Origin of the sequence: Pseudomonas sp. DE0157 (genome assembly GCF_007678615.1) — a bacterium.
Classification (GTDB): Bacteria; Pseudomonadota; Gammaproteobacteria; order Pseudomonadales; family Pseudomonadaceae; genus Aquipseudomonas; species Aquipseudomonas parafulva_B.
Genome location: NZ_VEJN01000021.1, coordinates 35,398 through 49,228, shown reverse-complemented (window position 1 = coordinate 49,228; position 13,831 = coordinate 35,398). Strand labels below are relative to the sequence as shown.

The following is a 13,831-nucleotide window of genomic DNA, read 5'->3' as shown; positions in this document are numbered from 1 at the left end:
GGATCAGATACCCCAGAGAATCTGCACACCCCAGACGAAGTAAGCGAACATCGCAACGCCGCATACCGCCTGGAACAGGAAACGAATCGCAGTTGCCGACTTGCCGAACGACATAGGCGTCAGGTAGTCGGTAGCAATGGTCCACATGCCAACCCAGGCGTGAGCGCCGAGGGCAACGAGGGCCAGCAGACTGAAGATCCGCATCGCGTTGTTGGAGAACAGGGCATGCCACTGGGCATAGTCGATGCCTGGGTGGGCGACCACGTAGCCGATCAGGAAGATGAAGTAAGCCGCGAGAACGACCGCCGAGACGCGCTGCGCCATCCAGTCATAGAGGCCCGAACGCGACAGGTTCGTGACGTTGGTTACCATACCCAAACTCCCACCAGAACGATCAGCACCACGGAGATGACGATCACGATTTTCGAGCCCAGCTTGCCGCCTTCCAGCGTCTCGCCGATACCCATGTCCATGATCAGGTGACGAACACCTGCCACGAGGTGATAAAGCAGGGCGGACAACAGGCCCCAGGTCACAAACTTGGCCAGCGGGCTGGTCAGACACGCCTTCACTTCACCGAAGCCTTCCTCCGAACCCAGCGACTTGCCCAGTGCATACAGCATGATGGCAAGGCCGATGAACAGAATGACGCCGGAGATACGGTGCAGGATGGACGTGTACGCGGTGACAGGAAGCTTGATGGTCCTTAGGTCTAGGTTTACAGGTCGTTGGCTTTTCACGGCTTTTTTCACACTGAAGAGCCCCTAGCGAATCAGGGCAAAGTTGTTGGTAAGTGTACTGGTCAGGTACCCACCACCCAGGGAACGGCGACCCCCAGCAGGTCGGGCTTGCAAGCCCCTGGCGGTCGGGTGCCGAGTATAGACAGTTAGGCTGCTCATGACAACGTGAGGGGGTAGCCCGAATAGCGCATTGCCTTTAAGGAGGAAAAGGCGTAAATGGGCGAGAATTTCGGGAAAAATCAGGCTTGAACAGCTGATTCAACAAGCCTTTAGGCAAATTGACATCTGAATTTATCCCTCTATAGTGGTGCGGGCCCTGCGTGGGGGGTCTGTCTGATGATTTCAAGCATTAATAGGAGGCCACATGGCTGACAAAAAAGCGCAGTTGGTCATCGAGGGCACTGCCCCCGTCGAGCTGCCCATTTTAACCGGCACGGTTGGTCCTGATGTAATCGACGTCCGCGGGTTGGGGGCCACTGGTCACTTCACCTTCGACCCTGGTTTCATGGCAACGGCCTCGTGCGAGTCGAAGATCACCTACATCGACGGCGACAAGGGTATCCTGCTGCATCGCGGCTATCCCATCGAACAACTGGCCGAACAGTCCGACTACCTCGAGACCTGCTACCTGCTGCTCAACGGCGAACTCCCCAATGCCGAGCAGAAAGCCCAGTTCGTCAGCACCGTCAAGAACCACACCATGGTTCACGAACAGCTCAAGACGTTCTTCAACGGCTTCCGCCGCGACGCTCACCCGATGGCGGTGATGTGCGGTGTGGTCGGCGCCCTGTCGGCCTTCTACCACGACTCCCTGGACATCAATAACCCGCAACACCGCGAAATTTCCGCGGTGCGCCTGGTCGCAAAGATGCCGACCCTGGCCGCGATGGTGTACAAGTATTCCATGGGGCAGCCCATGATGTACCCGCGCAACGACCTGTCGTATGCGGAAAACTTCCTGCACATGATGTTCAACACCCCGTGCGAGATCAAACCGATCAGCCCGGTGCTGGCCAAGGCAATGGACCGGATCTTCATCCTCCACGCCGACCACGAGCAGAACGCCTCCACCTCCACCGTGCGCCTGGCAGGTTCGTCGGGTGCCAACCCGTTCGCCTGCATCGCTGCCGGCATCGCGGCACTCTGGGGCCCGGCCCACGGCGGTGCCAACGAAGCGGTACTGACCATGCTCGATGAGATTGGCGATGTGTCCAACATCGACACCTTCATCGCCAAGGCCAAGGACAAGAACGATCCGTTCAAGCTCATGGGCTTCGGCCATCGCGTCTACAAGAACCGCGACCCGCGCGCCACCGTGATGAAGCAGACCTGCGACGAAGTCCTGCGCGAGCTGGGCATCAAGAACGACCCGCAGCTCGAACTGGCCATGCGCCTGGAAGAGATCGCCCTGACCGATCCTTACTTCATCGAGCGCTCGCTGTACCCGAACGTCGACTTCTACTCGGGCATCATCCTGAAGGCCATCGGCATTCCGACCAGCATGTTCACCGTGATCTTTGCCCTGGCGCGCACCGTAGGCTGGATTTCGCACTGGAAAGAAATGCTCTCCAGCCCGTACAAGATCGGCCGCCCGCGCCAGCTGTACACCGGCGAGGCGAAGCGCGACATCGTGGCACTGAGCGACCGCAAGTAAGCGTTCAACGCCCAATGCCAAAAGGCTGCCCTCGGGCAGCCTTTTTTGGTTGGTCCAGTGCTGACCGCCTCTTGTGACAGGCGGCCCTTCACCCATCCAGCAGAGAAACGTCAGTTTTTCTCAGCGCGCGCCCGAAGCGCCTTGAGCGTATTGAACGGCGCTTCCACCACGAACTTGTTGGCAACCATCGCCGGCACACTGCCGCCTGGCTCGGTATGCACCTGGTACGTGACCTCCGTGCTGTCACCCTTGGGCACCAGCTTCCAGAAACCGTCCACCTTCGCCACCCGCACGAAGCCCTTCTCCTCGGGCACGTAGGCAGGCTCTTCGACGAGGTTGCGCGTAAGACTGCCATCGGCACTCTTGACCGTGGTTACACGCAGCACGGAGTCGCGTGGTGTCACAGGCCAGGGTGTATTGAACTGGGTGTAGGTCCAGCTCTGGTCACCCTCGTGCTTGAGCAGTTTCTGCAACTTGCACTCGTGAATCCAGGCACAAGCCCCGGCCACATCCTCCTGCAACGCCTGAACCTTGGCCAGCGGCGCCTTGATGACGGTCACGCCTCGGTAAGCCTTGTACTTGGAGCCCGGCACTTCACTGAGAGAGACCTTGATGCCCTCCTCGTCCTTGGCCACCTGCCAGTTTTCAGCCAAGGCAACAGGTGCAAACAGAACACTGACGCCACACAGCAGCGCAATACGCTTGAACGATCTCATCATGTTTATCCTTGTTGTCGAAGATCCAGCCTGTCACGCCGCCGTTACCCGCTCCCACCAGCCCAGAATCCTGATCGCCTCTTCATTGTCAGCGCCGCACACCTCGGGATCGGCCTTGAAACCGCCACAGACCGCCGGCCGCTCGGGTTTGCCGAACAGGTCGCACAGGTTCGCAGGGGTAAGGTGCAGACACCTCACCCCTGCCGGCTTGCCCTCGGGCATCAGTGGCATGGCTGAGGTGATGGATGGCGCGATGCAACAGGCGCCGCAGCCTTCGCGGCATTTCATGGCATTCAAGTGACTCAGGGCTCCAGAGAACGGGATAGGGCGGCACACACGGATAGTAACCGCTCAAACAGACGTTTGAAATTGCCACCCAGATGAAAATCCACTGACTGGCCGGTCAGTCCCCGCTCACTGACGGTACTCGAAATCGATGGCGGCGCCTTCGACATCCCGGCGGCTGTCGTTGCGAAGCTGCAATTGCATTTCGTTGCTGATCAAGCGGCCGTTGAGTTGAAATGGACTGTCGGCTTCGGACTTTTCAACGAACAACGGCGGCAGCAAGGGCTTGCGCTTCTTGATGGGCGATGGCTCACCCACATTCGGCTGCAGGTTATCCACCAGCTCGGTCGGCAAGCTCAGGTCGAGGTTGGCTTTGGGCAATGGCTTGGCCACTTGCTTGCTGACCTTCTTGTGCGTCGATTTAGCGCGCTTGCTGACTGCCTTGCGAGCACTTTGCTGTGCCTTGGGTTTGACTTGCGCTTTATCTGTACCGGACTGTGCCTGGCTTGCTGGCTGGGCAGCCTGGGCTGGGCTGCCCGGCAGAACCACGGGCAGCAGACACAAGACCATCAGATACCGGCGCAGTGCGTTCATGGCAAATGGACAGAACTCCATGGAAAATGCGTATGCTCCCTGTTCCGCAGCCGCCTGGCAAGCCTCACAAAAGCGGGGTTGCAGGCTCTCTGCACAATTGTTGTGCCAGTAGTCCCAAGGTGATGACTGCGCGCTCGGCCTCCTTGTTCCATGGAATCCCGCAGTTCAGGCGGATACAGTGGTTGAACTGCTCGGTGTTGCTGAAAATCAGCCCCGGCGCGATGCTGATCCCCTGCTCCAGCGCCCGCACGTGCAGCTCCTGGGTATTGACCCGGCCAGGCAAGCTCACCCACAGAATGAAGCCGCCCGTTGGGCGCGTCATCTGAGTGCCCTCCGGGAAGTGCTGCTGCACCGCCAACTGATACGCACTGAGGTTCTTGCGGTACTCCTGGCGAATGAAGCGAAGATGGCGATCATAACCACCGTTTTCCAGGTAAGCCGCTACCGCCATCTGGGTCACGCTGCACGCCGAATGGGTGGTGAAGGTCTGCAAGCGCTGGATCTCGTCCTGGTAGCGGCCGGCAATCATCCAGCCCACTCGCACGCCAGGCGAGAGCGTCTTGGAGAAGCTTGAGCAGTAGATGACCCTGTCCAGACGATCGAACGCTTTCAAAGCCTTGGTCTTGCCCTGCTCGAACATCAACTCGCCATAGATGTCATCTTCGACGATCTGGATGTCGTAGTCCGATGCCAGGCGCAGCAACTGCTTTTGCCGCTCTTCGGGAACGGTCCCTCCTAGCGGGTTGCTCAACCGCGCGGTCAACACCAACGCCTTGATGGACCATTGGTTGGCGGCCAATTGCAAGGCCTCGAGACTGATGCCGGTCGAGGGGTCGCTGGGGATCTCGATCACTTTCAATCCGAGCAAGTCCGCCAATTGCAGAAGACCGTAGTAGGTCGGCGACTCGGCCGCGATCAGGTCGCCGGGCTTGGTGAGCACACGCAGCGACATCTGTAACGCATCGACACAGCCATGGGTGACGATCACCTCCTGAGGGTCGACCAGCACGCCGGCGTCGCGCATGCGAATGGCGATCTGCCGACGCAGGGGCTCGAAGCCTGGGCTGAACATGTAGCTGAAGGCGCGCGGGCTGTGAAAGCGTGTCACCTTGGCCAGTTGCTGGTGCAAGGCTCGCACGGGCAGATAGTCGACATGTGGCACGGCCGCGCCGAAGGCGAATACGCCATCGCGGCGCGCCTCGGTCAGCACCTGCTGGATGATGCTGGCCCGGGTCACCAGACCGGGGCGCTCCACGCGCGCGATGTCCGGCGTGGGCGCCGTTAGCGCCGGGGTCTGGTGCACATAATAGCCAGACTGGGGACGCGCGCGAATCAACCCCTGGTCCTCCAGGTTGGCATACGCTTGCAGGACGGTGGCATGGCTGACATTGAGCTGTGCACTCATCTTGCGCACCGAAGGCACCCGTTCGCCTGGCTGGTAGACACCGCGCCGGATGTCTTCGGCCAGTTGCTGGGCGATACGCTGGTATAACAGCAGGTTGGTCATGGCTGGATCTCGACGCGCGGACAGGCTCATTATTCTTGTGTCGCTCACTGCGGTTCAGGATACCGGAACAGTTGCAAAGTGTACTGGGACAGATGACAGAATAGTCAACGGTACACGTGCTTGGAAGCGATTTGCAGCACCGGCACTTAAACGGTGTGCGGGCATGCTGGTCATGAGCCTATCCGGCAGGTGGCAAGCGCCCAAAAGTCATTCACGCGCAGGGGCAACGGCTGCCATGCACTGCCCATTTCGACGGCCAGCATGACCCATTGCCCGGGCCTGACACCCATCCATCAGCGTGCTGGCGCGAGCTTGCCCTTGTCGTCGGAGAACACGATCTCGACCCGTCGATTCTGCGCCCTACCCCGCTCCGAGGCGTTGACCTCAACCGGGTATTGGTCGCCATAGCCCTCGACTTGCATCCGTTTTTCATCGATGCCCAGGTCGGCCAGCATATCGGCCACGGCCTGCGCCCGGTCGCGGGACAGCTTGAGATTCTCTTCAGGCGTGCCAGTGCTGTCGGTATAACCTTCGATGCGCACTATGCGGCGGGGGTTGAGCTGGAGGAACTGCACAAGCTTGAGCACCGTCCGGCTGGCCGAGTTCTTGAGATCGGCGCTGCCGGTATCGAACAGTACGTCACCCAGCGTCATGACCAAGCCACGGTCGGGCTGCTCCGACGCCAGTGCGACGATCTGCGACTCGACCCATTTGCCCTGTTGCTGCACGCTGGCCAGCTTGGCCTCGCGCAGCGCCAATTGCAGCCGTTGGCGTTCCAAGTCGAGCTTGGCCTGGCGTTCCTGATTCAGCGCAAGCTTGGCGTGCTCACTGGCAATTTCGCTATAGCGTTGACTGAGGTAGGCGTAATGGCGCACATCGGCACCGGTACCCATGTAGCTGGACAAACGCTCGGCGCGCGACAGCGACTCGCCAGCGCGGATCACATCACGCGGCGCGCTGCGCAGCACATCCGAGTCGTCCTTGACCTTCTGGAAGCTGGCAGCGGCTTGATCCAGCGCGGCCGTGCTGCGCTGGCTGGCGCAACCGGTCAGGCCTGCTGCAAGGGCCAGCAACGTCAGTACCGTGAAAGAACCACGCGCCATCATGGCTGCACCTCCAATTGTTTGCGCAGGCGCTTAATCCTCGATTGCAGCAGTTGCAACTGCTCATCGCTCTTTTGGTTCAACACTTGTGCCTCGGCCAGCCGAGCATCGAGCTCAGCCTGTTCGGCGCGCATGCGAGCGTCGCGAAAATCCTGTGTGAGCATGTTTGTACGAGCACGTCCCAGTTTGTCTTCGGCCAGCTTGAACGCTTCGACCTGGTCGGTAGCACCAACCGCTTTTGCTTGTTCCAGGGCCTGTTCGGAGAGGCGCATCTGCTCATCCGGGACAGGGTCGTTGGCGCAGCCAGCCAGGGCAAGCACGGCCATGGCAAGGATCAAAGGTTGGGTTTTCACGCGATCTTCCTAGTGTTTGGGGGCGTCGCCCTGCACCTGCAATTGCGCCTTCCAGCGCTCGAGATTGGTCTGCAGCACAGCATCGGACGTACCGGAGATGGGCAATTCTGTCAGTTTTTCCGCCAAATGCCCACGCAGCCAACTGTCGTTGCACGCCGAGTCATGGGACAGCGCCACGTAAAGCCCGGGTCGATCAACGGGTAGGCCGCGGGCAATCAGGGCATCGTTCATGCCCAGGCTCTGGACCATGGCCATGCCCGAGTAACGACCGGCTAGCACGTAGTCTACTTGGCCGAGTACCAACTTCTGAAAGGCCTGGGTCAGATTCTGCGCCATCACCGGTTTCAACTGGTCTTTGGCAAACGCGGTGAACGCGGGGGTCAACCGCGCTCGCTCCGAAAGACTTCCCCGATACCGCGCCAGGTCGGCTGGGCCATCGAAGGTCAACTCGGCATCGTGCCGCGTCCATACCAGATACTCATTGAGTTGCAACGGCGGGTGGATGTAGTCCAGCGATGTCAATTGCTCAACTTGCAACGGCGCATCGAGCAGCAGATCCATGCGCCCGCTGCGCACCTCCTCAAGGGCCTGATCGCGCCGGCCGGCATTGAGCACTTCCACCTTGATACCCAGCTTGCCCGCGACTTGGCGCAGCAAGTCGACGTTGGCGCCAATCAGGTGCTTAGGGTCTTTAGGATCCTGCCACGAATAGGGCGGCGCGTCGGGGCTGCCGGTGGCCACCAGGCGTTCGCACTTGCCTGCCGCCATCGCCAGTGGCGATACCAGAACTGTCATGCAGGCCAGCGTCCTGCCCGTTGCACCCAACCTCATCCCATACTCCTCGACCATAAAAAAAACCCGGCCCTCAACAAGAGGGCCGGGTTCTTTATAAGTGAAGCCAGCGGATCAGACCAGCTTTTCCAGCTCCGGCACGGCTTCGAACAGGTCGGCAACCAGGCCGTAGTCGGCAACCTGGAAGATCGGTGCTTCTTCGTCCTTGTTGATCGCCACGATCACCTTGGAATCCTTCATACCGGCCAGGTGCTGGATGGCGCCCGAGATACCGACGGCGATGTACAACTGCGGAGCGACGATCTTGCCGGTCTGGCCGACCTGCATGTCGTTGGGCACGAAGCCCGCATCGACCGCTGCACGGGAAGCGCCAACAGCGGCACCCAGTTTGTCGGCCAGGCTGTACAGGTGGCTGAAGTTATCGCCGTTACCCATGCCGCGCCCGCCGGAAACGACGATTTTGGCAGCGGTCAGCTCAGGGCGATCGGACTTGGCCAGCTCTTCGGAAACGAACGCCGAGATGCCAGCATCATGGGCAGCACCCACCGCCTCGACAGCGGCGGCGCCACCCTCGGCAGCCACGGCATCAAAGCCGGTCGTGCGCACGGTGATGACCTTCACGCTGGCGCTCGACTGCACGGTAGCGATGGCGTTACCCGCGTAGATCGGGCGCTTGAAGGTGTCGGCAGATTCGACCGAGATGATTTCGGAGATCTGATCGACGTCCAGCAGCGCTGCAACGCGCGGCAGGGTGTTCTTGCCATTGGTGGTGGCCGGGGCCAGCACGTGGCTGTAGCCCTGGGCAAGCTCGACGATCAACGGCGCAACGTTCTCGGGCAGCGCATGGGCGTAAGCGGCATTATCGGCGACCAGAACCTTGGCCACGCCGGCGATCTTGGCGGCGGATTCGCCAATGGCACCTACATTGTGACCGGCGACCAGTACGTGCACGTCACCACCAATCTTGGCGGCAGCAGCAACGGTATTGAGGGTGGACGGCGCAACGGCACCGTTCTCGTATTCAGCGACAACCAGGATAGTCATTTAGATTACCTTCGCTTCGTTCTTCAGCTTCTCGACCAGTTCGGCCACCGATTTGACCTTGATGCCAGCGCCACGGGCAGCGGGTGCTTCCACTTTCAGGGTCTTGTTGGTAGAGGCCAGGGAAACGCCCAGCGCATCCGGCGTCAGGGTCTCGAGCGGCTTCTTCTTGGCCTTCATGATGTTGGGCAACGACGCGTAGCGCGGCTCGTTCAGGCGCAGGTCGGTGGTGACGATGGCCGGCAAGTTGAGCGCGACGGTTTGCAGGCCGCCGTCGATTTCACGGGTGACGTTGAGCTTGTCGCCAGCGACTTCGACCTTGGACGCGAAAGTACCCTGGGCGTAACCGGTCAGTGCGGCGAGCATCTGGCCAGTCTGGTTGTTGTCACTGTCGATGGCCTGCTTGCCGAGGATGACCAGCTGCGGCTGCTCCTTGTCGACCACGGCCTTGAGCGCCTTGGCCACAGCCAGGGAGTTCAGTTCGTCGGCTGCTTCGACCAGGATGGCGCGGTCGGCACCCAGCGCCAGGGCGGTACGCAACTGCTCCTGGGCGGTAGTCGGGCCGACGGATACGACGACGATCTCGGTCGCAACGCCTTTTTCTTTCAGGCGAACGGCCTCTTCCACGGCAATTTCGCAGAAGGGGTTCATGGACATCTTGACGTTAGCAAGGTCGACGCCGGAGTTGTCCGCCTTGACGCGAACCTTGACGTTGTAGTCGACCACTCGTTTGACAGCTACAAGAACCTTCATGGATTCCTCGTTACTCTCCGGTGAATAGATAGTCGCCTGGGACTAGGCCCTGCGATACGCGTGGGTACAAGGGCACCTCTGGAAACAAGCCGCAGACGAAGTTTTCATGGTGAACGCAACCAAGTGCGCCCCGGCGTTCGCCGACCCATCACTGATGTGCACATGCCTGGGGCAAAAATGCACGCGGGTCATTTGCTGTCGTGGCGTGTAGACTTCACTACAAACCGCTTGAACGCTTGAAAACCCTGCTCCACACCTGGTCTTTAGAGGTGTACCTGCGCCCGGCTGCAAGCCTACGGCGAACGTAAAACCGCTCGTATCTTGACCGTATCACCCCATCCGGTCAATACGGCAAATCGGTCACCTTCCAGCCGCCTTCCTTTGATTTTACTGGGCTGCGGCAAATTCAAACAAACGTTTGTATTGGACCGGTCAAGTGGTGTAGATATAATGCGCGTCCAAGACAAAACGGTGTAGTTCGTCATTTGCCCAGCTACAACCTGGTGGCCTGGCCACCGCTGCGAATGTCCGCGCACCCATAAGACAAAGCAACAGCTATGAGCCTTGATGAGTAGGAGAGAACCTGTGGAACGCGAATACATGGAATTCGACGTGGTCATCGTCGGCGCCGGCCCGGCGGGCCTGTCCGCCGCCTGCCGCCTGAAGCAGAAGGCCGCCGAAGCCGGTAGCGAAATCAGCGTCTGCGTGGTGGAAAAAGGCTCCGAAGTCGGTGCCCATATTCTCTCCGGCGCCGTGTTCGAGCCACGCGCCCTGAACGAGCTGTTCCCGGACTGGAAGGCGCTGGGCGCGCCGCTGAACACCGAGGTCAAGCGTGACGACATCTACGTGCTCAAGGATGCCGGCAGCGCCACCAAGGTACCTGACCTGTTCGTGCCCAAGACCATGCACAACCAGGGCAATTACATCATCTCGCTGGGCAACCTGTGCCGCTGGCTGGCCCAGCAGGCCGAGAACCTGGGTGTCGAGATCTACCCAGGTTTCGCAGCCCAGGAAGCGCTGTTCGACGAAGACGGCGTCGTACGCGGCATCGTCACGGGCGACCTGGGGGTCGATCGCGAAGGCCAGCCCAAGGAAGGCTTGTACACGCCAGGCATGGAATTGCGCGCCAAATACACCTTGTTCGCCGAAGGCTGCCGTGGCCACATCGGCAAGCAACTGATCAAGCGCTTCAAACTGGACAGCGATTCGGACGTGCAGCACTACGGTATCGGGCTCAAGGAACTGTGGGAAATCGACCCAGCCAAACACCAGCAAGGCCTGGTGGTGCATACCGCCGGTTGGCCGCTGGACGTCATGGCCAAGGACAACACCGGTGGCTCGTTCCTCTACCATCTGGAGAACAACCAGGTGGTCGTCGGGCTGATCGTCGACCTGTCCTATGCCAACCCCTACCTGTCGCCCTTCGACGAGTTCCAGCGCCTGAAGCACCACCCGGTGATCAGCCAGTACCTCGAAGGCGGCAAACGCATCAGCTATGGTGCGCGCGCGCTGGCCAAGGGCGGCATCAACTCGCTGCCCAAGATGGTATTCAAAGGCGGCGCCCTGATCGGCTGCGACCTGGGTACCATGAACGTTGCCAAGATCAAGGGCAGCCATACGGCCATGAAGTCGGGGATGCTCGCTGCAGAGGCCGTCGCTGACGCCCTGATCGCCGGCAGTGAGGGCGGTGACCAGCTAGACGGCTATGTCAGCGCCTTCAAGGCCAGCTGGCTGCATGAAGAACTGTTCGCCAGCCGCAACTTCGGCCCGGCCATGCACAAGTTCGGCCCGTTGCTGGGTGCTGCGTTCAACTACATCGACCAGAACTGGTTCGCCGGCAAGCTGCCCTTCACGCTGCGCGACACCAAGCCTGACTATGCCTGCCTGAAGCTGGCCGCAGACTCGCAAAAGATCGAATACCCCAAGCCCGACGGCAAGCTCAGCTTCGACAAGCTCAGCTCGGTGTTCCTGTCCAGCACCAACCATGAAGAAGAGCAGCCCTGCCACCTGAAGCTGGCCGACCCGACCATTCCGATCGCCAGCAACCTGCCGCTGTATGACGAACCTGCTCAGCGTTATTGCCCGGCAGGCGTCTACGAAGTAGTCACTCAGGAAGATGGCAGCAAGCGTTTCCAGATCAACGCGCAGAACTGCGTGCACTGCAAGACGTGCGATATCAAGGACCCGGCCCAGAACATCACCTGGGTCACGCCCGAAGGCGCTGGCGGGCCCAACTACCCGAACATGTAGTCACCTCGCCCTGGCCGATATAAAAAGCCCCCGGTTCTCTCGAACCGGGGGCTTTTTATATCGGCCAGGGCGTGCTCGGAAACGGCAGGGTCGCACGTGTCAGGCCGTGCGCGAGAGCTCAAGCCCAGGTTCACCCGCCGCCAGGGGCTCTCGGCGCCCGAAGTACACCGCCGTCATTACCCCTACCCCGCCCATCACCAGACAGAAACCCACACATACCCAAGGGCTCCATGGCATCAGTGCGATAAGCGCCAAGGGCGTGATACTGGCCCACAGCGCATAGGCCACGTTGTAGGTGAACGAAATACCCGATACGCGAATCTGCGCGGGGAACAGCCCGACCATGACCGAGGGCACCACGCCCACCACGCCGCACGACAAGCCCGCCAGGGCATAGGCCACCCATGTCATGCCCCAGTGCCCGATCAGGCTGGCATAGAGCACGCCGATCCCCAGGGGTAGCAGCACGCTGTACAGCAGCAGCGCCCGCCACGCGCCCACGCGGTCTACCAACAACCCGGCAAGCACACAGCCCAGATTCAGAAACACGATGCCCACGCTGCTCAGGGCAAAGGTATCCCCGGCACTCATGCCAAAGCGCTGCTGCATGACCGTCGGGGTGATCACCACCAGCACCACCACTGCCGAGGTCAGCACGCAGGTCAGCAACGCCGCTGGCGCCAAGGCACGTTTATGTTCGCCAAGCACCTGTCGCAAGGGAAACTTCACCGGGGCCTGCTGGCTGCGCAAGGCCACAAAAACCGGCGTTTCACTCAGCCAGCGGCGCAACCACACGCCGATGACCCCGAACACGCCCCCCAGCAGGAACGGATAACGCCAGGCGTAGCTGAGTATTTCCTCGGGCGAGAACACGTGGGCCAGCAAGGTTGCCGTCAGGGCGCCCAGCAGATAACCGAACGTGAGCCCGGCCTGCAGAAAACCCAAGGCATAGCCGCGTCGCCCGGGCGGTGCATGTTCGGCAACGAAGGTCCAGGCACTGGGCACTTCACCGCCTACTGCAGCCCCTTGCAGAATGCGCAGAGCCAGCAACAACAACGGCGCCGCGTAGCCGATGTCGGCATACGTCGGCATGACGCCGATGAGCAGGCAAGGCAGCGCCATCATCAGAATGCTGAGGCTGAAAACGCGCTTGCGGCCCAGGTGATCCGCGAAATGCGCCATCAGGATGCCACCCAACGGCCGGGCCAGGTAACCGGTGACGAAGATGCCGAAACTTTGCAGCAGCCGTAGCCATTGAGGCATTTCGGGCGGGAAGAAAAGCTGGCTGAGGGTCAGGGCAAAAAAGACGAAGATGATGAAATCGTAGATTTCCAGCGCGCCGCCCAGCGCAGCCAGGCCCAGCGTCCTGTGGTCACGGCGGGTGAACCGGGGTGGACGAGCGGTATCGGTGGCAGTCATGGCAGGTTTCGCAGCAATGGTCAAAGGCCGGAGGATAGCAAATAGCGACCCGATTGCCCCTACACTGCCCGGCTCAGCGATGAAAGACCGTCTGGGCCAGGTTGCCGGGCGCTCTGGGGCCCGCCCTGCGTAGCCCGTCCGGCATAGGCAAGGTGCCCACCACCACGGGTGCGTCGATGATGGACATGAACGACGCCAGGGCGTCATCGTCAGGTACGTGGGGCAGGCTCAGGCTGACCGCCTGGCGCTCGGCCTGGGGCACCGCAGGCACCTTCAGCTGGGCGCAATGGTAAAGCAGGGCATGCTGGATCTGCGTGCTGACCCGGCAAAACCGTACCAGGTCTACGCCTGCGTGGCTGGCCAATTCGATGTTGCCCAGCAGCAGGTGGAAGGGCTGCAGGGCACCGAGTACCAGGCGCTGCAGCTCCTCGAAACTGTCGACAGGGGCAATACGGTAATACCCCAGGCCATTGAGCATACGCTCCAGTTGCAGGCGTTGGTGCGGGTGGGCATCGGCAATCAGGATACGCAAGGACTTGTTGGCCATGGTCGAACCTGGACAGTGGTAGGAGCGCCCAAGACCTGGCCGAGCCCGTCAAGCCCATGCCAGGTCCGGCATTGATA

Annotated in this window: 15 protein-coding genes; 2 read left to right on the top strand and 13 right to left on the bottom strand. The window is 60.8% G+C overall.

Going from position 1 to position 13,831, the window contains the following annotated elements; genetic code table 11:
* Window positions 1–3: 3 nt before the first annotated feature.
* Entirely contained in the window at window positions 4–372 is a 369-nt protein-coding gene (gene sdhD / locus FS777_RS20100; RefSeq protein WP_023533603.1) for a succinate dehydrogenase, hydrophobic membrane anchor protein, read from the bottom strand.
* Window positions 366–752: a succinate dehydrogenase, cytochrome b556 subunit gene (gene sdhC / locus FS777_RS20095; protein WP_008091902.1), complete on the bottom strand. Its 387-nt coding sequence runs from the start codon at window positions 750–752 to the stop codon at window positions 366–368. Before sdhC ends, sdhD begins: the two co-directional genes overlap by 7 nt.
* Window positions 753–1,104: 352 nt before the next feature.
* Between sdhC and gltA the strand changes: the two genes are divergently transcribed.
* The gene (gltA, locus tag FS777_RS20090) at window positions 1,105–2,394 is read left to right on the top strand and encodes a citrate synthase (RefSeq protein ID WP_058639744.1); all 1,290 of its coding nucleotides are present in this window, start codon (window positions 1,105–1,107) and stop codon (window positions 2,392–2,394) included.
* 110 nt (window positions 2,395–2,504) lie between these two features.
* Here gltA and FS777_RS20085 read toward each other — a convergent pair whose 3' ends face one another.
* The 9 genes from FS777_RS20085 to FS777_RS20045 form a co-directional block, all read right to left on the bottom strand.
* Entirely contained in the window at window positions 2,505–3,110 is a 606-nt protein-coding gene (locus FS777_RS20085) for an START domain-containing protein (protein WP_058602662.1), read from the bottom strand.
* A 33-nt stretch (window positions 3,111–3,143) separates the two neighbouring features.
* Window positions 3,144–3,398, bottom strand: coding sequence for a YkgJ family cysteine cluster protein (locus FS777_RS20080; protein ID WP_027916297.1), 255 nt, complete (start codon window positions 3,396–3,398; stop codon window positions 3,144–3,146).
* 126 nt (window positions 3,399–3,524) lie between these two features.
* Window positions 3,525–3,989, bottom strand: a complete 465-nt coding sequence (locus tag FS777_RS20075; RefSeq protein ID WP_058639745.1) for a hypothetical protein — start codon at window positions 3,987–3,989, stop codon at window positions 3,525–3,527.
* Window positions 3,990–4,053: 64 nt separating this feature from the next.
* Window positions 4,054–5,496, bottom strand: coding sequence for a PLP-dependent aminotransferase family protein (locus FS777_RS20070; protein WP_058602659.1), 1,443 nt, complete (start codon window positions 5,494–5,496; stop codon window positions 4,054–4,056).
* A gap of 293 nt (window positions 5,497–5,789) precedes the next feature.
* Window positions 5,790–6,599: an OmpA family protein gene (locus FS777_RS20065; protein ID WP_100852658.1), complete on the bottom strand. Its 810-nt coding sequence runs from the start codon at window positions 6,597–6,599 to the stop codon at window positions 5,790–5,792.
* Window positions 6,599–6,952 carry a DUF4398 domain-containing protein gene (locus FS777_RS20060; RefSeq protein WP_058639747.1) on the bottom strand — a complete coding sequence of 118 codons (354 nt, stop codon included), beginning with the start codon at window positions 6,950–6,952 and terminating at the stop codon, window positions 6,599–6,601. Before FS777_RS20060 ends, FS777_RS20065 begins: the two co-directional genes overlap by 1 nt.
* 9 nt (window positions 6,953–6,961) lie before the next feature.
* Entirely contained in the window at window positions 6,962–7,783 is an 822-nt protein-coding gene (locus FS777_RS20055; RefSeq protein ID WP_145257312.1) for an ABC transporter substrate-binding protein, read from the bottom strand.
* A 75-nt stretch (window positions 7,784–7,858) separates the two neighbouring features.
* Entirely contained in the window at window positions 7,859–8,788 is a 930-nt protein-coding gene (locus FS777_RS20050; RefSeq protein ID WP_058602655.1) for an electron transfer flavoprotein subunit alpha/FixB family protein, read from the bottom strand.
* Window positions 8,789–9,538, bottom strand: a complete 750-nt coding sequence (locus FS777_RS20045; protein ID WP_023533596.1) for an electron transfer flavoprotein subunit beta/FixA family protein — start codon at window positions 9,536–9,538, stop codon at window positions 8,789–8,791. It abuts the gene before it with no gap.
* A gap of 585 nt (window positions 9,539–10,123) precedes the next feature.
* On the opposite strand from FS777_RS20045, the gene FS777_RS20040 reads away from it, so the two are divergent.
* The gene (locus FS777_RS20040) at window positions 10,124–11,788 is read left to right on the top strand and encodes an electron transfer flavoprotein-ubiquinone oxidoreductase (protein ID WP_058602654.1); all 1,665 of its coding nucleotides are present in this window, start codon (window positions 10,124–10,126) and stop codon (window positions 11,786–11,788) included.
* A gap of 99 nt (window positions 11,789–11,887) precedes the next feature.
* Here FS777_RS20040 and FS777_RS20035 read toward each other — a convergent pair whose 3' ends face one another.
* Together FS777_RS20035 and FS777_RS20030 are read right to left on the bottom strand one after the other, a co-directional pair.
* Window positions 11,888–13,207, bottom strand: coding sequence for an MFS transporter (locus tag FS777_RS20035; protein ID WP_144965070.1), 1,320 nt, complete (start codon window positions 13,205–13,207; stop codon window positions 11,888–11,890).
* A gap of 73 nt (window positions 13,208–13,280) precedes the next feature.
* Window positions 13,281–13,754, bottom strand: coding sequence for a response regulator (locus FS777_RS20030; protein WP_058639751.1), 474 nt, complete (start codon window positions 13,752–13,754; stop codon window positions 13,281–13,283).
* Window positions 13,755–13,831: the final 77 nt, after the last annotated feature.